This window comes from Paenactinomyces guangxiensis (assembly GCF_016055185.1).
GTDB classification, from domain to species: domain Bacteria; phylum Bacillota; class Bacilli; order Thermoactinomycetales; family Thermoactinomycetaceae; genus Paenactinomyces; species Paenactinomyces guangxiensis.
The window spans coordinates 60,214-79,985 of record NZ_JAECVR010000002.1 but is presented as its reverse complement, the minus strand read 5'-3'; the positions used below and the strand labels follow the sequence as shown (position 1 = coordinate 79,985).

The following is a 19,772-nucleotide window of genomic DNA, read 5'->3' as shown; positions in this document are numbered from 1 at the left end:
CTTTACTTAAACGAAATGATCCAATCAGGCAAAGTCAGCACTCCGTCTGTACATTTTATTTGAATCCGTTCAGAGCTCGCCAGGACAATTTGATACTTTTCGCCGTTCTCCGTCTGGGCCCGCTTTTCAGGATGTGCCATCGCTTTTCCGATCCAGCTTAACAGCTTTTTACGCACAACCGGTTGTATAGCAGATAGTTCCCTTAACCTGATTTCCCGATTGGAGACAAGGTTTTCCAATAAACGTTTTTCTTCTTCTTTTTTCTTGATAAATTCCGCAATGGCCCTCTGTTTTTTCTCCGTTTGATCCACGACTGCTGTCGTCTTCACTCGCTCTCTGAAGTCCCTTGTTATTGGCTTTATTTCATAAAAGGCGGGAGAGAGATCCCAAACCTCGCGATCAATCGACTCCGTTTCTTTTGGTTCTTGAATGGAGAAATGCCGCACATCAGGCACCCCGAAAACACAAGCCGATAACCGATGGGCTTCCTCAATGGTATCCACATCGGCAAACCATTTCGCTAAATGAAGATAATCGTGTCTTCTGCTTTTATGTGGATGTTGAATCTCTCCCAACCGTTGTACAAAGCGAACCATTCGCCCAATTGTTTCGTTGGTTCGTTTTTGGAGCAGTTCGATATAGCTTTCTCCTTTTTCGTTTCCTAAAAACCATCCCCGAAAGGCATCCCATTGTTTCGTTATTTCAGTGAGAAACTGTTCTTTTGTGGGGGGAGATTCATCAAACCTTGGAATATATTTTTCATACTCCACCAATTTTTCAGCCACAATGTCGAGAAAAAACAGATCAACATCCTCAATGACTCGTTCCAATTGCATGGCTGTTTTCTGTAAACGGGTCATAAAATTGCGTAAATATTCGGTAACGGCTTCCTTAAATTGCAAATAATCAATTACCTTCATCTTTTCTTCGATTTGTTGGCTTTTTAAACGGTTAAAATAGTCACTGGCATCATCTCTTAATTTTCTGAAGTCTCCATGAATGTCATTCCAAAGCATCCTTACCTCTTCCGCTTTTCTGTTTCGGATCTCATAGACTCCTCCCACCCTGTTGGTTAACTCTACGATTCGCTTGTACAAACGTTCAAAGAGGGTAGGGTCCAGTGAACCGCTCATACCATCATCTATTTGCAAAACGGTTCTCAACATCCGTTCAATCTCTACTGCTTTTGGCTTCAATTGATAAATAAACTTCTTTTTCTTGAATTCTTCAATCGATTGAAACCGGCCAGTTTCCTGAATCCGTTCGAGATTTCCCCAGGCTACTAACTGATCTAAATCACGATATAACTCTTCCTCAGTGTAATGAGAGTAGTCCTTTATTTCTTTTAAAAACAGATAAATTTCTTCCGGATAGATAAAAGGGAGCAAACGTTCATGCTGTTGGTAAAAATATGTTATAATCGACCGATAATTATGGGCTTTGCTCTCAGTTAAATACTTAAATTCTAATATAACCCCTTCTGACATAAAATGAACCATCCTTAAATTTGAAAAGTCATGAATTTCTTTTATCATAGCAAAAGAAGTTTTAAATGGAAATACTATGCAAGCAAATGCCTGGTACACAAACAAAAGCCTAGATGGATGGACCGCTTTTGTATTTAAAAAAGAATGAATCGAAAATGTGTATTTTGTTGATACACATAAAAACGAACGATAATATATTAAGAGCAGACCCTGTTTTCTCTGAACGCTCAAGTACCACTTGGGCCAAATATGTAGGAGAAACGGGGTTAATTTTTTTTTCGTTTTGAGTACTCCTTAGCAATTTCATATTCCTTTGGTTTAAATAACCAATGCCGATATGACATAATCCACCTTTCTTCCTTTTTAGATGTGGCTGAGCAGGATAAAGAATAGTAAAGAAACTAATTGCTCTTGCCTTAGTAAGTATGATGATTTCTACAGAATTTTGCAAAGATAATATGTTGCGTATTTCTTTTTCTCGTGTAAAATAACATAAAGCCTTTTATTTGGAGTGTGAACTTATGCCTAATAACAAATATGAAACAGATGATTTAGGGCGATTAAAACAGTGTGCTTACTGCCAAGAGCCTAATGCCCTTGAAGATGATCACGAAGCAAGACATTGTATCTACTGTGGCTATTCGTTGGTCAACCATTGTACAAACACTAATTTTTGTGGTAAGACAGTTCCACCTAACGCTGCTTACTGTCCATATTGCGGCACTGAAACACACTTTTTATTGTCTAAGCTTGTAGAACCTAAAAGAAAAAAGAATTATATTGATGAAATTCCGTTTTAAGAGGTTACCATATGTAATCTATTATATATTGATGAAGCTGGAACCACAAAAATGAAGAACGATCAAGATCCCTCTCTGAATGGTGGAAATACATTATATTTTGTCTTAGGAGCCGTCCTAATTAAAGCTAGATCGTTGGAAAAAATTGAAAAAGATGTTGAGAAAATAAAACAGAAATATTTTAAAAGTCAATTTCAGGAAGTTAAGTACAGCCTTAAAAATGGAGTATTTAAGAAAGATTTGGGCTCCCCAAGCTTGATAATAAACCAGTATAGGAATGAGGCTTTTTCTTGTATAAGCAGATCTGACTTAACTCTCTTTGAAGTAGGGCAGAATAAATATGAGTGTAAACAAAAAGGGCTAATCCAATCTAAAGATGATACCTATTATTTATCTTTTCAGCATCTAGTTTCTATTATTAACTCACATATGCATAGATATAGAATAAAAGACCCCGTAACTGTTTTCATTAATTCGATTGACGATCCACACGATGAAAAGATGTATAAATCCTATAAAAAAGCACTTGAAAATGAGTCCCTTTTCCCGAACTTTGATAAGACTATCTTCTCACCTTCTTTAAATTTTGCCAAATCAAAGTTTACTATAGGTTTACAATTAGCTGATTTAGTCGCAGGTTCTCTCTGGAGAGCCCTAGAAGGAAAGGATAAGACGTATTCAACCATAATAAAGAAAAAATTCCCGTCCTCCCACGACGGAAATCCTATGAAATACGGATATGTAAACTGTAGTGAATGGCTTATATAAAAACGAGGGGCTATGCGGTCAAGCGACCCATTAGTCCGCCCTCGGGGCGGCAACCCAGCCCATTACTATCTTATTCTGATCTTAATTTAAATATACCTGTTTTATTTACCTTAGTCAACGTATTTCAAGACATTATAGAAATATCATTTCAATAAATCCTTTACGATATCAGTCGGTTTATCATTTTATTTATCAAAGACCAAATGGTATCCTTAGAATTTTTAATCTTGTTTAATACCGCATTCATTTGAGTTAGACGACTTCTTTGCGGTGGCAGCTTTTCATTTTGATAATATCTATGCTATATTCACCCCATCTTATAAGCGAGATTTTTGACCTGGTCAGAGAAGTTAATATCATCTCGATCTACAAAGATGATATGTAAAAAGAAAGTCGCTTCCCCAAGAAAATACTTGAGAAAGCGACTGATCATCCACAGTTTGTTAGTTAGTTAAAACCCTCAAATTCTGAAGGTTTAACTGACCTGTTTGTTTCCAAAGAAATGTTTTAACGCATCGTATACTTGACTTTTCTCCCGGATCACATAATAGAGAAACTCAGGGTCCTGAATATGGCGATAGGCCGTCATTAATGTGCTATGCCGGTTATACTGGTTCACTTCGCCGTAACCGAACATATTGGAGCGTTTCATCAATTCTTTTACCAGGGTGACACAACGTTCATTATCTGAAGTGAGGTTGTCACCATCGGAGAAGTGGAATGGATAGATGTTGTAACGATGTGGCGGATAGCGGGAATCGATAATTTCTAGAGCTTTGCGGTAGGCGGAGGAGCAGATGGTTCCACCGCTTTCTCCTTTGGTGAAAAAGGCCTCTTCACTCACTTCCTTCGCTTCGGTGTGGTGGGCGATAAAGACCATTTCAACGTGTTGATAACGGGTGCGAAGGAAGCGAACCATCCAGAAGAAGAAGCTGCGCGCAATATATTTTTCGAATATTCCCATACTCCCACTTGTGTCCATCATCGCGATCACAACTGCATTGGAGTGTGGAATAACCACATCTTCCCATGTTTTAAAACGGAGATCATCTATGGAAATACGGGCTTTTCCTCGATTGCCTTTGATTGCATTTCGCTTGATCGCTTCAAGTAGGGTTCGTTTTTTATCGATATTCCCCATGAGTCCTTTTTTGCGGACATCGTTAAAACGAATATCCTCGACTGTTATTTCTTCTTGTTCTTTCCGTTCTAAGCGGGGCAATTCCATTTCTGAGAAAAGGATTCCCTCCAGTTCGGCAACGGAGACTTCAGCTTCGTAATAATCAGAGCCTGCCTGATCACCGGCACCTTGCCCTTTCCCAGGCCCCTGTTTCTGTCCGGGGGCTTCACGGGCGAGTAAGTCTCCGACCTGGCTGTCTCCGCTTCCTTGACCGACATGTTTACCCTTGTTGTAATTAAATCGGAAACGGTACTCTTCCATGGAGCGAATTGGAATTTTTATGACATGTTTCCCATCCGACATGATAATGCTTTCTTCACTGATCAAATCGGGCAAATTCTTGCGAATGGCTTCTTTTACTTTTTCCTGGTGTCGCATCTGGTCCTGGTACCCTTTGCGATGCAGGGACCAATCCTCTTGGGAAACGATAAATAGGGGGTGCTTCATCGGTGTTTCACCTCCCGTTTCCAATTAAGACCAACCGACATTAACGATTGAGCAAACTTCCCACGTAGCGCAACAATTCGTTTGCGCTTGCCGGGGTATAACCGTAATCCTCTACCAGGCGGGCGATAACCTCATTGATTTTCTTTAACTGGTTCTCATCCGGTGTTTTGGTAGAGGTAGTGATTTTTACCACATCTTTGAGATCCGCAAACAACTTTTTCTGAATCGCCTCCCGCAGTCGCTCATGGCTGTTGTAGTCAAACCGTTTTCCTTTACGGGCATATGCGGAGATGCGAATCAGAATCTCTTCACGGAATGCTTTTTTCGCGTTTTCGGAAATTCCAATCTGTTCTTCGATGGAACGCATCAGTTTTTCATCCGGCTCCAGTTCTTCACCGGTGATGGGATCGCGGATCTTTTGCCAGTTGCAGTATGCTTCGACGTTATCCAGATAGTTGTCCATCAATGTTTTCGCCGACTCTTCATATGAGTAGACAAAAGCCTTTTGCACTTCTTTTTTCGCCAGCTCATCATATTCTTTGCGGGCAACTGAGATAAAGTGGAGATATTTTTCGCGCTGTTCAGGAGTGATGGACGGGTGCTGGTCTAAACCGTCTTTGAGGGACCGTAAAATGTCGAGGGCATTGATGAAATTGGCATCGGTCCGAATCAGGGCACTGGAGATCCGGTTAATAACATAGCGGGGATCGATGCCGGACATTCCTTCGTCAAGGAATTCATTTTGCAATTCCTGAATATCGATATCCTTTATTCCTTCAACAGATTCCCCGTCATACAAACGCATTTTCTTGAGCAAGTCGACTCCCTGCTTTTTTGATTCTTTGAGGCGGGTTAAAATGGTGAAGATCGCAGCTGCGCGCAAAGAGTGGGGAGCGATATGAACATCTGCCAGGTCGCTCTGGTGAATCAGTTTGCGATAAATCCGCTCTTCTTCCGACACTTTGAGGTTGTACGGAATCGGCATCACAATGATGCGGGATTGCAATGCTTCATTTTTCTTGTTGGCAATAAACGATTTATATTCTGCTTCGTTGGTATGGGCCACGATCAGCTCATCCGCGGAAATCAGAGCAAATCTTCCAGCTTTAAAGTTCCCCTCCTGCGTGAGTGAGAGCAAATTCCATAAAAATTTCTCATCGCACTTGAGCATTTCCTGAAATTCCATCAAGCCGCGATTCGCTTTATTCAATTCGCCATCAAAACGGTATGCCCGTGGGTCTGACTCTGAGCCATATTCCGTAATGGTGGAGAAATCAATGCTGCCTGTCAAGTCAGCAATATCCTGTGACTTGGGATCAGATGGACTAAAGGTTCCAATTCCGACACGATCGTCCTCAGAGAAAAGAACCCGTACGACCGGCACATCTTCAATCCGTCCGTTATACTCCTCTTTAAGTTGGAAACGGCAAGACGGGCACAGGTTGCCTTCAATGCGCAGTCCAAATTCCCTTTCAAGTTCAGGTCGCAGTTCGCGCGGAATCAAATTGAGCGGTTCCTCTTGCATTGGACAACCCTTAATGGCGTAAAGAGCCCCCTCATCCGTACGGGTATAGTGCTCCAACCCTTTTTTCAACAGGGCAACAATGGTGGATTTGCCTCCGCTAACCGGTCCCATGAGAAGGAGGACGCGTTTCCTTACATCGAGGCGGCGTGCTGCCGAATGAAAGTATTCTTCAACCAAACGTTCTATAGAGCGATCTAACCCAAAAAGTTCTCTGCTGAAGAAGAGATACTTTTTATTTCCTTGAGAATCTGTTTCGACGCCGGCTTTGGCGATCATATTATATACTCTTGAATGAGCCGTTTGAACGACCTGCGGATTCTCTTTCACAATGTCTAAGTAGTCTGCGAAGGTTCCTTCCCATACCAACTTTTTTTCCCGATCGCGGTATTCAGCGATCCGTTTTAAGATGTCCATGGAAGACTCCCCTCCCCCAGTCCAAATTTGTACGAAATGTTTGGTCATCGTTGCTACCGCATTTCATACCTGCCTTGTCCATGATTTTTACTGGCATTACGTGACTGAAGTAAGAAAGGTTAAGGCGATATTTATATCATATATATGCAGCGAATAGAAGTGTGTTACTTCTATTTTATCAGAAAATAAAGAAAAAAAGTAGAAAAACCTTGAGTAAAAACCCAAGGTTTTTTTATTTATGTTTCTACTTGACTATTGATTTTTTCTCAAAAAATCCTCTACCTTTGCAGATCAAATCTATCAGGTCGGACAGGCTTCCTTCTTGATCGACAGGATATACAGGTTTACCCCGGTCAATCCGATACTCTGTGAGATAAAAGGTATTCATCCCCACGGTGGAAGCCACCATATCTTCCTGCATATCATTCCCTACCATAACACATTCTTGCGGCTTTACACTCAGATATTCCGCCACTTCAAGGTAATATTCCGGCCGCGGTTTGCAATAATGGGTTTCTTCATAAACAGTCACCCATTCAAAAGGAAGGTCATCAACGCCGGCCCAGCGCATCCGCTCTAAAATAGCGGTTTTCGGGAAGACAGGATTGGTGGCGACCGCTACTTTATACCCTTGATCAAGAGCGGCCTGCACTGCTTGACGAGCCGCCGGATTATGTCCTGCGTAGTCCCGCAACTTTGGGAACTCTATTTCGTAAAACCGGTCAAAAGCCGGCCAGATCTCTTCTCTCTTTAGTCCGGTAAGCCTTAAAAATTCCTGTTCAAATACTTGTTCATTGGTCAAGTTCCCGTCATTGCTCTCAATCATGGCCATAGTCGCTTTCCAGATTGCCGGAACCAGCTTGTCCGGCGGTATAATGTGAGCTACATAAGGGGCTAAGGCTTTCAAATAGGTTTCCACAAACTGATCTGTATCCAATGGCAGCAACGTTCCATCTAAATCAAATAAACAGGCTTTAATCAACCTCGTTCCCCTCTTTTCTGTGAAAGTGTGTGTAACTAAGGGGGAAGGCAGAATTCTGTCTCGCTCCCGATTGGCGCCCCTGCAAGGAAACAGAGATGGCCGTTCCAAAAACTGCACAAGGGGCGCAGGCATTAGGCCGGGAAGCAAATTCAAGGAAGAATTGCCTCGCTTTTTCCCTTGTTCTGTTTTTTTCCGCTCGGTTGGTCGCCAAAAGGTCGCTTCCCAGATTTCACATGGTTAAACTTTCATCCCCGGGATATACGGCTAATCATTAAAAACTCTATTGTTTTACTCAGTGAAATAATTTTGCAAAAGAGTTTCTTTTCTCAGCGACAGGCAAGGACATGTTTCCTGGCTGGCGTCAATCTGATACAAGCTGTCCAGCAAAATATGTCCAATGGTTTTCGATTCATTGTAGAAAATATCTTTAAGATCTTTGTGCTCCCAATCGCGGATGATTCCCTCCGCATAGTTGACTACCATATAAATCCCCGCATAGCAGGCTCCGATTTCGCGTGCGAGGTAGACTTCCGGGGTAATGCTCTGTCCGACTACATCTGCATGCCAGCCGCGAAACATTTGTACCTCGGCCCGGCTTTCAAAGTGGCGCCCGTCTGTATTGACATAGATGCCCCTCTTAAACACATATCTGCCTTCCGGGGAAACTCTTTCCTTCGCAGCATGGTACAGGGCATCCCGCTGGTTCGGACAAATCGGATCACGCATCACTAACAGATAAGGACTGTCAAATCCGACATCTTGACGCATGGAATGGTCGATATAATCATCGGGGATCACAATGTCCCGCAACTCCAGCAGATGGTTGATCGCACCAACTCCGCCCTCGACAAAAATTTTCTTTACCCCTGCCTGTTGAAATACCCAGAAAATTTGTTTGGACGCCTGGCCCCTGGTAACCACTCCCGGGCGCCAGCCGTGCATGCGGCAGGTGAGAACTTCTTTATCCCCGACACGAATCCGTTTAAAGCTAGGGCTTTCTCCGTAAGGTGTTTCAAACACCAACCCTTTTTCCAGCACCTCGGTATCTTCCCTGCCTAAATCTTCCGGGAAACGGATGGAAAACGTGCTGGAACCTCCAATAATTGCATAATCCACTTGCGGGATGGATACCATTTTATGATTCCCTCCTCACTGCGTTGTCATTTAAACAAGGCTTGGAAAATCCATTTGCCGCAGCGCTTCATAGGCGACAATTGCGACTGAGTTTGAAAGGTTGAGTGAACGGGTCACCGGCCGCATGGGAATGCGGATCAGGCTTTCCCGGTGCTGATCCAGGATCTCCCGAGCCAGGCCTTTCGTCTCTTTTCCAAAAACAAAAAAGTCGCCTCCCCGGTAGCGAAAATCTGTGTACGATTTGTCCGCTTTGGTCGTGGCACAAAAAAATCGCCCGTCCGGAAATTTCTCTTTTAACTGGGCAAAGGAATCATGATAATAAATATTTAATTCATGCCAGTAGTCTAAACCGGCCCGCTTCAGCCTGGCATCATCAATTTCAAAACCAAGCGGACGAACCAAATGTAAGCTGGCCCCCGTCACTGCGCAAGTACGGGCGATATTGCCGGTATTTTGCGGGATTTCGGGTTCCACAAGCACTATATGAATCGACACGGCTTCATCCCTTCTACCTGAGCAACTTCTCTCTTATTGTACCTAAAAGAGGCCCTTTTGCTCAACTTTCGTCTACAAAATATGAAAAAAGGCATATTTCGTCCGGGGGGTCCAGGCCGACGAATCCTTGTACTCCCAGTAGCGATGGCGGCTGTTGATTGTATGGGCATTGACTAAAGGGGCACCATTGGGATCGAAACGGGTAACGATCACATTATGATTCCACCTTCCGTCTCCTTCCCAGTCATAGCAAATTACATCCCCCAGATCCAGTTGTTCGGGGCTTTCCATTTGGATGGCTCTCAGTCCGTCAGATCTCTGCCTCTTCAAGTACAAATAAAAGCTGTGCGCAACAGTCCAACTATAACTCCAACGATCTCCTCTTCCCCCTCTCCGTTGATACCACCAGCCTTTCCCGGGATTATTGGAAACCTCCATCGGGATTCCGCCGGCATGGACACACTGGGAAATAAAGTTTGTACAATTGTCTTCGGAGAAATAGCGGTACTGCGGGTTGGGGCTGTTCCAGTGAATATCGGCGTACCGGACGGCGAGATCGCGCCTGTACCCCTGCTGTGAAATGGAGCGTGTCTGCATGGGGGAATCGAGGCGGGGCGAAACTGTGATCATCTGGTTTTGTCCACCTGTCCGCGGCTTTTCACCCATTGACAAAGAAAAGATTTTCCAGCCGCCACGAACAGTCTGTAAGCGAAAGTAAGCCCATTCCTCCTTTTCTTCTTCCAGACATCTGTCCTGAATGGAATAAACATTTCGCACGGAGATTAACGCGGCGACGTCAGCGAGATTTCCAGTCCTGTTTTCTTTCACCGACAAAAGGCGGGTTTCACGTTTAACCGGTATCATTCCTCGTTCTTCCTGCAAACTTTTGATGTGCCGCCAGCGTGAGAGTTCCTCTTCCAGTTCCGATTCACAGTCAGGAGTTATATAGTCAAAGAAAGCCTGATCACCCCCACCCATCCAGCATTGATTTTGCAGGCGGAGCCAGGTTTGTACCACTTCCCGATAACCTTTGTCTTTCATCAGACCGTCCCCTTTCCTTATCAAAGGTTATGTTTGGGTTGGAGGAAGTAGCACCATGCCGGCATACAAAAAGGCTGATGGCAGCCTTTCCAGGGTGCCGTCAGCCGAAAGCCGTATTGGATTCTGTATTTACGATTCGTAATTTCTAATTATAATTTCTGATTAACACTTTGTCTTTCACTTCATCGGGCACTTCGATTTTACCATCGTAAGCGCCTTCGACAGACATTTTCATTTTTTGGTCAATCATGAGGCTTTGACCTTCAACGGGCATTGTAATCTTGGATTCGTGGTCCACGCTTTTCAACTCAAATGTTTTCTCATCAATATACATCGTTTCTTTATAACTTTCGACTTTGATTTTATTGAGGTCAAATTTAGCATTCAGTTGTTGAGCTTGGTCCATACCTTGAAGGGTTCCTTTGATTTGTTCCACTAAGGCATCCAACATTTCTTTGCTGTCTTTAACGGCAGTACCATCCATGGCAACCACATAACTGCCGTTTTCTTTTTTCATGGTAAACCCTTTGGGAGTACCTCCAAGTTTTTGGACGAGTTCTTTTACTTTTTTTACTGCGGCGCTCGGTTCCTCAGTATTCACACCTGTCTGGTTCAAACCGGCACCTTTCATTTCCATCCACGTTCCGTTCACCTGTTGATAGATCGTATTATCAACCATGTACATTTCCAACGGGACTTCCTGGCCCATGGCTTTTACTTTTCCTTTTGCGTACATAGCCTGAGGATTATTGGTCATGTCCATTTTCATATCAATGTCTGTGGTTAAGGAAGCTTCCGGTGTACCAATTTTTTGGGTGCCTTCTACTTTATAGCTGAACCCTTTTGCTTTGGAAAGAGCTTCTTCAGACTTAGTCATTACATCGACTAAAGAAAGCTCTTCTTCCTTTGCCGGTTGATCAGAGGGGCTTGCTGCCGGTTTGCTGTTGCACCCGGCAAAGATCAGAGTAAAAACTGCCAATAATGCGACAATCGAAAAAAAACGCTTGTTCATTCTTGATCTCCTTTTTTCGTTCAAATTGACTTTTACTTGATGATTTTAACATATCTAGCATTTTTATAAATAAGTACATTTTGTGAAATCTATTCAATTTATTTTAAAAAAGGAATACTTTTTGAAGCATTTGTTTTAAAATGAACACTCCCCGTCAGGTGCCTAAAGGTGAGGGGAGTGTTGGCTAAACCGGTTCCTTCTTGATTCATATCCCTGTACATCCGCACTTACTTCCCATAGAACATCAGCTTGATTTCTATCATTTCATGTCCACCATACTGTTCCCTATTCTTTCGGATGGTACCAGCCTTCTAAGGTCAATAAATACTCTTTAATATGAAGTCCGCCTCCGTAGCCAACCAGTGAACCATTTGACCCGATCACGCGATGGCAAGGAACAATGATGGAAACCGGGTTTTTGTTATTAGCCCCTCCAACAGCTCTCACTGCTTTGGGAGCCCCAATCGCGCGTGCGACTTCTTTGTAGGAACGGACTTCACCATAAGGAATTTCCAGCAATTGCTTCCAGACCAATTTTTGAAAGCGTGTTCCATATAAATCCAAAGGCAGATCAAACTCCCGTCTAGACTGGTGAAAATACTCATCCAGTTGCTGCACGTACGGAAGTAACTGGTAATCATTCCTCTCCAATTTTGGATTGCGGAACCACTGGTTTGACCATAGCTGGAGACCTAGCACCGGATCGCTCTTCTTATTGAATGTGAGTTGACACAAGCCTTGATGAGTCATTGCCAGGGTCAACGGACCAATGGGGCTGTCCATCTGACTCCAAACGACAGTTTGTGTTGCCGGGGCCATGAAAGAAACCCTCCCTACCTGCAATTCATTTAATTTTACAACGTTTTTATTTTTTTGGCGAGGGTAAACCGGCCTTGACTTAAAATAAATCGATTTCAACATGAAACTCATTCCTTCAGCTTTGGTTTATCTCCAGCAAGAGATAATTGCGTTTCAGGTTGGTTCGTAAGGCTGTCTCAGGCGGACAAAATGGTTGGATTCACTTCATTCTTCTTTTAACAAAAAGGGCGCAATAACCTCCATATAAAAAAGACGGTTATTCCACCGCCTTTGTTGCACTATTGATGAACTAATTTTTTTTCTGGCCCCATTGCCTTTTTAATTTCTGTTTGAACCTCTTTATCTGTTTCTTTTTGTTCTGCCTGAACCAATGCCTTTTTGGCTTCCTCTCCCCCTATTTTGCCAAGTGCCCAGGCAGCGGTGCCGCGAATGACAGGGCGGGGGTCATGGTGCAGGAGATCAATGAGATCAGGAACAGCTGTTTTATCGTTGAAATGTGCCAGGGCAATGATGGCATTGCGTTGGATCGGTTTCTTGCCCCGCCAGGAACCGGACATACGGCCAAACTTCTCCTTAAACTCACGGTTTGACATCGAAAGCAGCGGTTTAAGAAGGGGTTTCACTTTTTCGGGGTCCGGTTGAAATTCCTGATGATGGTCGAAGTGAATCTTACGGTTTTTGGGACAGACCGTTTGACAAGTGTCACAGCCGTATAGCCTGTTCCCGATTTTCGTTCGGTATTCATCCGGGAGAAAGCCTTTCGTCTGGGTGAGATAAGCGATACAGGATTTGGCGTTTAATTGGCCGGGTTGTACCAGTGCCCCGGTCGGGCAAGCGTCGACACACCGATTGCAACCCCCGCATCCATCGGTGGCAGGTTCGTCTGAGGGAATATAAACATCGGTGATCATCTCCCCCAGATAAACCCAGGAGCCAAATTCTTCGGTGATGATAGCTGTATTCTTGCCGCTCCAACCAATCCCGGCACGCTCAGCCACAGCACGGTCAGAAAGCGCCCCCGTATCCACCATCGATTGGGTTCTCACACCCGGAACCAGTTCATGCAGATAGGCTTCCAGCTGCGCCAGTTTGTCTCTTAACACATGGTGATAATCTTCTCCCCAGGAAGCCCGGCAAAAGATGCCGCGGTAAGCTCCTGTCTCCGAACGGGGAGGGTTTTTCAGCTTGGAGGGATAGGCGAGGGCAATGGCGATGATCGTTTTTGCTTCCGGCAGAGATCGTTCGGGATTGACCCTCTTTTCAATATCCGGCTCTTCAAAACCGGAATGATATCCTTTTTCCTGTTGCTCAATCAGGCGCTCCCGCAGTTCAATAAACGGGTCGGCAGTGGTAAAGCCGATTTTATCAATGCCGATCTCCTTCGCTTTGGCGATCAATTTTTGTTTTAATTCTTCTGCTCTCATTTCTATCACCTCCATTTTTCTGTGAAAGACAGTAAAATCATTATATCATATCAGTATATACATATGTTATAGAATAACATCTATCCGTCTGCAAAACGTACAACTCCGCCATTATTTCGGGACAGCCGCTCTGGCCAGTTCATCACAACGATTGTTAAGCTCTACATCGCTGTGCCCTTTCACTTTTATAAACTCAACTTTGTGTTTTTTGGTCAACGCCAGCAGATCTTGCCACAGCTCTTTATTTTCCACCGGTTTTTTCGTTGATGTCATCCAGCCGTTCTTCTGCCATTTTTGGTACCATTTCTGTTGAAAACAATTGACAATATAGGCACTGTCAGAGTGAATCTTTACATGGCACGGCTCTTTTAAGGCTTTGAGTGCCTCGATTACTGCCGTCATTTCCATCTGGTTATTGGTTGTTCTTTTCTCGCCGCCGAATATTTCCTTGCGATGGCCGCCATACAACAGGACAGCCGCCCACCCTCCGGGGCCGGGGTTGTGTGAACAAGCCCCGTCAGTATAAATGATTACCTCTTTCACCCTTTTCCCCTCCCTATTTAACAACCAGCGAGCGCAGCCGGTTTAAAGCTCCGGCCAACTCAAACTTTCTCGGCATGGCCAGGTCTCCGGGATGCTGACCATAAAAGGGGGAGATAATATCTAATCCATGTTCTCCGATCTGCAAATACAAGTCCTCCACCAGTTGTGTCAACGTCCGCTCTCCATTGGCTCTTTTGCCCAACTCGCGCAGCATCTGGGCGATTGCCCGGGTCTGGCTCGGGTCTGTCAACTGTTCCAGCGCGGAGCAGTCCAGTTGGACCCTTCCAAACAAAATAGTATGTAAACCTTTTGCATCCACTTTCTCTTTTTTCCCTTTTTGGGCATCAAATCCTTTCGCCAACGGACGGCGGGGGGTAATCTCACCAAAATAATCTCCGCCTTCCGGTTCCCTGCGCTGGGAGTGAACCCGGGCGACCTGCTTCGCTTTCTCTGTTACATCGTAAGGAAGGTAATGATCCATCATAATGACACGATCTGCCACATCAAAGTAATCCCCTGAACCTCCCAGTACAAGAATGCTGGAAACATTTTTCTCCTCATATAACTGCCTCACCTTATCGATAAAAGGAGTAATTGGTTCTTTTCCTTTGCTGACCAGCGCCTGCATGCGCGCGTCGCGGATCATAAAGTTGGTTGCGCTTGTATCTTCATCAATCAGAAGGCAAGAGCAGCCAAGCTCCAAATTCTCCATGATATTGGCAGCCTGTGAAGTACTGCCGCTGGCATCTTCGGTCGAAAAGCTTTTCGTATCCCGCCCAAACGGCAAGTTATTGATAAAAGGAGAGATATTTACTTTTTCGACACGCCGGCCATCTTCCGCCCGGATCTTCACCGCCTCCGGATCAGTGAGAACATATTCGCGGCCGTCCCGTTCGATATGATCATAGACACCCCTTTCAATCGCGTGCAAAAGAGTGCTTTTTCCATGATACCCGCCCCCGATAATCAGGGTAATTCCATCCGGAATCGCCATCCCGGTGACCGCGGGGCCATGCGGAACAGCAACGGTTTCCCGTAAGGTTGGCGGCGATTGAAACCGCACCACTTCATTGGTTTGCAGAGGGCGGTCACTAATGCCGCTCTCGCGCGGGAGAATAGAACCATCCGCAACAAAAGCAATCCACCCGCGTTCGCGCATTACTTGGCGAATGGCCAGCTGGTTATCTGCCAGCTTCATTCTTTTTTCCACGGAAACACAGTCTGAATCGGTAAGGAGCAAAGATTGTTCCACCAACTCCGGAAGATCCTTGAGCAGCATCTGCTGTGCCTGGCGTCCAAGAATTCTCCTCCCCTGGGCGGGCAATCCAACTGTTAGGCGAACTTCCGCAAAGTTGCCGTTTACAACCACTGAAGTACGTTTCAGGATCTCCTGCCCGGGCCGGTCTACAGAGATAAGCCCGCTTTTACCACTTCCCCGGGCACGGCGGCTGAGCTGATCAATCTTCTGCACCCATTTTCGGGTCAACCAGTCTTCCAGAGCGGTTCTGTGATGGGCGAGCCTGTACCATTCCGGCTGGTAGCCCGCTCTGTTTTGCGGCATTCGTACACGTAAACGGGACGGCAAGGCAAAGGGATCTCCCTGTACATAATCAATAAACAGCTGAAACTGCGGAAAGCGATACTCTCCCTGGATATCCTTATAGGCTTTGTACCCTTTTCCGTCAATACGTGTTAAGATTTGTCTTAAGCGCTCCATCTTGCTTTATCCTTTCCGTTCTCTCTTGCATCAGGTCCTGCAGACCAGTGATTCAATTTCTGCACAATCTAACCGGTTATAATCCATATTTCCCCAACCCCTTTTTGTTTAACGAACCTTTTTGCGGCCCCTTTATTTGTTTCCGCCAAATCCCTTCTCATCCAGGAGCTTTGTTGGTACACTCTCCTCTAAAACTTAACCTTTTCTCAATGACTTTTTCAAGCAAATAAGTTAGCTTTATTAATAAAGGAGCTGATCACCCCATGAGTTCTCTGCAATATCCTTTTCTGGTTTCAGATATTGACGGAACACTGTTGAACAGCAAGAATGAAATCTCAAAAGAAAATTTGCGAAGCATCTCTCTTTTCCGGCGTCTGGGGGGATGTTTCACTTTAGCCACCGGCCGCAACTATTTGGAATCAAAACGGATGATTGACCAACTGGAGCTTCTGTTCCCTGTCATTCTGTGTAACGGGGCTATTTTATACGAACCGGCGACCCAGTCTCTGCTCCCGATCCATACGATGTCCAGAGACTTGATGATGGCTGTTTTGCAAGATCTGGAGCAAAAAATGCCATCTGCAGTCGATCTGTTTGCTTATGGGGTTGACCGTGTTTATGCCAGGAAAGTCAGCCCGCAGACACAAGCCTGGGCAGACCAAAACGATTTTCAACCGGAAGTTATTCCTTCTTTTGAGCAAATCCCGGACACCCCTTGTATCAAAATCGTGGCTGTAGGCGGTCCGGAAGAAATAAACCTGTTGCAGGAATGGTCCCGGACCATCCACCTCCCCGTTGATTTTATCGCTTCCTCGGACAACTACTTTGAAATTCTGCCTGCAGGGGCGTCCAAGGGAAATGCGTTAGCCCGCTTGCTGCAAAAGCTTCACCTTGTCCCTGAAAAAGCAGCAGCGATTGGCGATCATTGCAATGATTTGTCCATGCTCAGCCGGGCGGGGCTATCAGCCGCAGTGGCCAATGCTCACCCCTCTGTTTTGCAGCAGGCAAAGGTAATTGTTCCCTCCAATGATGCAGATGGGGTTTCCCACCTGATCCACAATCATCTTATCCATCCCTTCTCCCGTGCCAAAACACCCTGACTATATCCGGTCAGGGTGTTTATTGAGAAAAAAATAAAGGTACCACTTACTTTATATTCATAAAGAAATATGCTAGAATGAACTCGATCCATTGTAAAGTAAGCACTTACTATATATCAGATAAATAAATGTTCTTTCTTTCATGCAGATAATAACAGCAAGTCTTCTCAATGTTGAATAGAGAGGAGAAATGTGCAAATGCATTCACATGTTTTGTTTTTTAATCAAGTGGACCGTTCCAGTCTTCCTTTTGTCGGAGGTAAAGGAGCAAACCTGGGTGAACTGAGTAAGGCCGGCTTTCCGGTACCCGGCGGATTCTGTGTGACAACATACGCGTATAAGGATTTTATTGCCACAAGCCCTAAAATGGATTCTCTGTTCGATGAACTGAATGCAATGAATCCAAATGATTTAGATCAATTGCGAAAGGTTGGAGAACGTATCCGGACCCATTTACAACAATTAGAGATCCCCTCCCGGTTGAAAAGTGAAATGATTTATGCGTGGGAATCGGTCGGAAAAACTTATGCTTATGCCGTCCGTTCCAGTGCTACGGCTGAAGATCTGCCTACCGCTTCGTTCGCCGGACAGCAGGATACCTATTTGAACATAAAGGGGCAGGAAGAACTGCTTCAACATATTCAAAAATGCTGGGCGTCTTTGTTTACAGATCGTGCCATTTCCTATCGCTCCAAAAATGGCTTTGACCATCGTCAGGTTTACCTGTCGGTTGTGGTGCAAAGGATGGTGAATCCGGAAATCTCAGGCATCCTTTTTACCGCTGATCCTGTAAATGGAAATCGCAACGTGGTTTCCATCGATGCCAGTTTCGGGCTGGGGGAAGCTATTGTATCCGGAATGGTGTCAGCCGATTTATATAGAGTGAAAGCCGGACAAATCATTCATAAAAACATATCGGAAAAGAAAGTCGCGGTTTTCTCACTGACTGAAGGAGGTACGCAGAAAAAAGATTTGCCTCCGAGTCAACAGACCAAACAAGCTTTAACGGACAGCCAGATTTTTGGTTTGGCTGATCTGGGAAAAAGAATCGAGAAACATTTTGGCTCTCCGCAAGATATAGAGTTTTGTATTGAGAACGGTAAGATCTTCGTTGTACAAAGCCGTCCGATCACATCGCTGTATCCTCTGCCCGCCATCCCCCGGGAACCGCTTCGTGTCATGCTCTCATTCGGTCATGTACAAATGATGACAGATCCCATAAAACCACTGGGAATTTCCGTCTTACAAACAGTCTTTCCGAAACATATTTTTTTAGAAGCAGGGGGACGTCTGTTTATTGATCCTACAGAAGTGCTTCGTACCAAGCTGGGAAGAAAAATATTTCCCAGAGTTGTTCACCAGTTAATAGATGAAGCAACCGGCCGCGCCATCAGTGAAGTCATTCAGCGGCCCGAGTTTCGGCAAGTTCCCCCTAAACCGGGGTTAGTTAAGTCAGCCCGTCGATTTATGACCCCAATCATCAAAGAGGTATGGAGAAATCTTTGGAAACGTGACCCGAAATTAGCGAAAAGCAAAGTTGAAAGCTATATGCAGAAAAAGTGGACAGAAATTCGAGAAGCTTTGCAGAGGGTAAACGGAGCCAGGCGTCTGGAAGCGATTCAACACGAATTAAGCATTTTAGGAAAGGATGTTTCACGGAATCTCTTTCCTTACCCGGTCTGTTTCCCAATCTCATTCATCTTGTTAAAAAGATTACTGGGTGATGATAAAGAACTGCACCAGTTAAATAAATCCCTCCCTGGTAATATCACCAGTGAAATGGGCCTGCAAATTGGTGATTTGGCCGATCTGGTTCGGGAATTGCCAGAAGTGGAAGAATATCTGAAACATGCGAGTGACCGGACCTTCTATAAAGGGCTGGCAAACGTAAGCGGAGGAGAGAGATTTAAACAAGCCTTTGAAGATTTTATCTCAAAATATGGAATGAGATGTCCGGGAGAAATTGACCTGACAAGACCTCGCTGGCGTGAAACACCAACCCAGCTGGTTCCTGCCATCCTGGGACACATGCGCAGTGTGAAGCCGGGAGAACACCGGCAAAAATTTATACATGGAGAACAGGAAGCCCGGAAAGCTGCGCGGAGAATGATGGATCATGTTGGACATCATGGTTTTAAGTCTAAACGGGTCAAACGCCTTATTGAGGTATACCGATATTTTGGCGGGCTGAGGGAACACCACAAATATCTGTTTACATTGATACTGGATGAATGTAAAAAAGCCATTATGGCCGAAGCGGACAAATTGGTAAACAAAGGGGTTCTACTGCAAGCAGAAGATGTCTTTTTCTTCACTCTTGACGAGTTGATTCAACTTCTAAAAGGGGAGTTTAAACAAGATGTCTCTTCATTTGTTGCATGCCGGAAAGAAAAATATGAATGGCACCAAGCATTGAAACCACCCAGACTGATGACGAGCGAAGGAGAGATTGTAACAGGCTCCGCCGGGAAAGAGAAATTTCCCGAAGGGGCTCTTGTCGGAAGCCCGGTTTCCGCAGGCATTGTAGAAGGAAAAGCCCGGATCGTTTTAAAACCGGAAGAAGCCCATCTCAATGAAGGGGAAATTCTCGTTGCTCCCCATACCGACCCCGGTTGGACTCCTTTGTTTCAATCAGCCAAGGCATTGGTTACAGAGGTTGGCGGATTGATGACACACGGTTCTGTTGTAGCTCGAGAGTATGGAATCCCGGCCGTGGTGGGAGTGGATGATGCCACCCAGAAAATCAAAAACGGACAAATGATCCGCGTTGATGGAAATCAGGGATTTGTGGAGATTTTAAGTGGAGAAAGTAAATAAGCATTGTTCCTATTTACGTGAGTGCAAACGAACCTGAGACGTGATGGGAAGTCTGGTTGGAATCTGA

16 protein-coding genes are annotated in these 19,772 nt (G+C 44.8%); 4 read left to right on the top strand and 12 right to left on the bottom strand.

The window, feature by feature from the left end; all coding sequences use genetic code 11:
- Window positions 1-2: 2 nt before the first annotated feature.
- Window positions 3-1,487, bottom strand: a complete 1,485-nt coding sequence (locus tag I8U27_RS03675) for a TIGR02677 family protein (protein ID WP_181750660.1) — start codon at window positions 1,485-1,487, stop codon at window positions 3-5.
- Window positions 1,488-2,008: 521 nt separating this feature from the next.
- Between I8U27_RS03675 and I8U27_RS03670 the strand changes: the two genes are divergently transcribed.
- Together I8U27_RS03670 and I8U27_RS03665 are read left to right on the top strand one after the other, a co-directional pair.
- Entirely contained in the window at window positions 2,009-2,287 is a 279-nt protein-coding gene (locus I8U27_RS03670; RefSeq protein ID WP_181750659.1) for a zinc-ribbon domain-containing protein, read from the top strand.
- A 9-nt stretch (window positions 2,288-2,296) separates the two neighbouring features.
- On the top strand, window positions 2,297-3,055 hold the full coding sequence (locus tag I8U27_RS03665) for a DUF3800 domain-containing protein (protein ID WP_309506095.1): 759 nt from the start codon (window positions 2,297-2,299) through the stop codon (window positions 3,053-3,055).
- Between the two features lie 475 nt (window positions 3,056-3,530).
- Here the strand turns inward: I8U27_RS03665 and yhbH are convergent, their stop codons facing one another.
- The 11 genes from yhbH to I8U27_RS03610 form a co-directional block, all read right to left on the bottom strand.
- The gene (yhbH, locus tag I8U27_RS03660; protein ID WP_181750657.1) at window positions 3,531-4,682 is read right to left on the bottom strand and encodes a sporulation protein YhbH; all 1,152 of its coding nucleotides are present in this window, start codon (window positions 4,680-4,682) and stop codon (window positions 3,531-3,533) included.
- 40 nt (window positions 4,683-4,722) lie between these two features.
- On the bottom strand, window positions 4,723-6,621 hold the full coding sequence (locus tag I8U27_RS03655) for a PrkA family serine protein kinase (protein ID WP_181750656.1): 1,899 nt from the start codon (window positions 6,619-6,621) through the stop codon (window positions 4,723-4,725).
- A 244-nt stretch (window positions 6,622-6,865) separates the two neighbouring features.
- Window positions 6,866-7,603: an HAD family hydrolase gene (locus tag I8U27_RS03650; RefSeq protein WP_232345230.1), complete on the bottom strand. Its 738-nt coding sequence runs from the start codon at window positions 7,601-7,603 to the stop codon at window positions 6,866-6,868.
- 288 nt (window positions 7,604-7,891) lie between these two features.
- The gene (locus I8U27_RS03645) at window positions 7,892-8,737 is read right to left on the bottom strand and encodes an MTAP family purine nucleoside phosphorylase (RefSeq protein ID WP_181750655.1); all 846 of its coding nucleotides are present in this window, start codon (window positions 8,735-8,737) and stop codon (window positions 7,892-7,894) included.
- Between the two features lie 30 nt (window positions 8,738-8,767).
- Window positions 8,768-9,232: a tRNA (uridine(34)/cytosine(34)/5-carboxymethylaminomethyluridine(34)-2'-O)-methyltransferase TrmL gene (gene trmL, locus I8U27_RS03640; protein ID WP_181750654.1), complete on the bottom strand. Its 465-nt coding sequence runs from the start codon at window positions 9,230-9,232 to the stop codon at window positions 8,768-8,770.
- Window positions 9,233-9,304: 72 nt separating this feature from the next.
- Window positions 9,305-10,273, bottom strand: a complete 969-nt coding sequence (locus I8U27_RS03635) for an amidase domain-containing protein (RefSeq protein WP_232345229.1) — start codon at window positions 10,271-10,273, stop codon at window positions 9,305-9,307.
- Window positions 10,274-10,418: 145 nt separating this feature from the next.
- Window positions 10,419-11,285, bottom strand: a complete 867-nt coding sequence (locus tag I8U27_RS03630) for a DUF6612 family protein (protein ID WP_181750653.1) — start codon at window positions 11,283-11,285, stop codon at window positions 10,419-10,421.
- 285 nt (window positions 11,286-11,570) lie between these two features.
- On the bottom strand, window positions 11,571-12,104 hold the full coding sequence (locus I8U27_RS03625) for a methylated-DNA--[protein]-cysteine S-methyltransferase (RefSeq protein ID WP_181750652.1): 534 nt from the start codon (window positions 12,102-12,104) through the stop codon (window positions 11,571-11,573).
- Between the two features lie 278 nt (window positions 12,105-12,382).
- Window positions 12,383-13,528, bottom strand: a complete 1,146-nt coding sequence (gene queG / locus I8U27_RS03620) for a tRNA epoxyqueuosine(34) reductase QueG (protein WP_181750651.1) — start codon at window positions 13,526-13,528, stop codon at window positions 12,383-12,385.
- Between the two features lie 111 nt (window positions 13,529-13,639).
- Complete coding sequence (gene rnhA, locus I8U27_RS03615) at window positions 13,640-14,071, bottom strand: ribonuclease HI (protein WP_181750650.1); 432 nt, start codon at window positions 14,069-14,071, stop codon at window positions 13,640-13,642.
- Window positions 14,072-14,084: 13 nt separating this feature from the next.
- Complete coding sequence (locus tag I8U27_RS03610) at window positions 14,085-15,788, bottom strand: ABC-ATPase domain-containing protein (RefSeq protein WP_181750649.1); 1,704 nt, start codon at window positions 15,786-15,788, stop codon at window positions 14,085-14,087.
- A 263-nt stretch (window positions 15,789-16,051) separates the two neighbouring features.
- Here I8U27_RS03610 and I8U27_RS03605 point away from each other — a divergent pair, with 263 nt between their 5' ends.
- Together I8U27_RS03605 and I8U27_RS03600 are read left to right on the top strand one after the other, a co-directional pair.
- The gene (locus I8U27_RS03605) at window positions 16,052-16,888 is read left to right on the top strand and encodes a Cof-type HAD-IIB family hydrolase (protein ID WP_181750648.1); all 837 of its coding nucleotides are present in this window, start codon (window positions 16,052-16,054) and stop codon (window positions 16,886-16,888) included.
- Between the two features lie 198 nt (window positions 16,889-17,086).
- The gene (locus I8U27_RS03600) at window positions 17,087-19,705 is read left to right on the top strand and encodes a phosphoenolpyruvate synthase (RefSeq protein ID WP_181750647.1); all 2,619 of its coding nucleotides are present in this window, start codon (window positions 17,087-17,089) and stop codon (window positions 19,703-19,705) included.
- Window positions 19,706-19,772 lie beyond the last annotated feature (67 nt).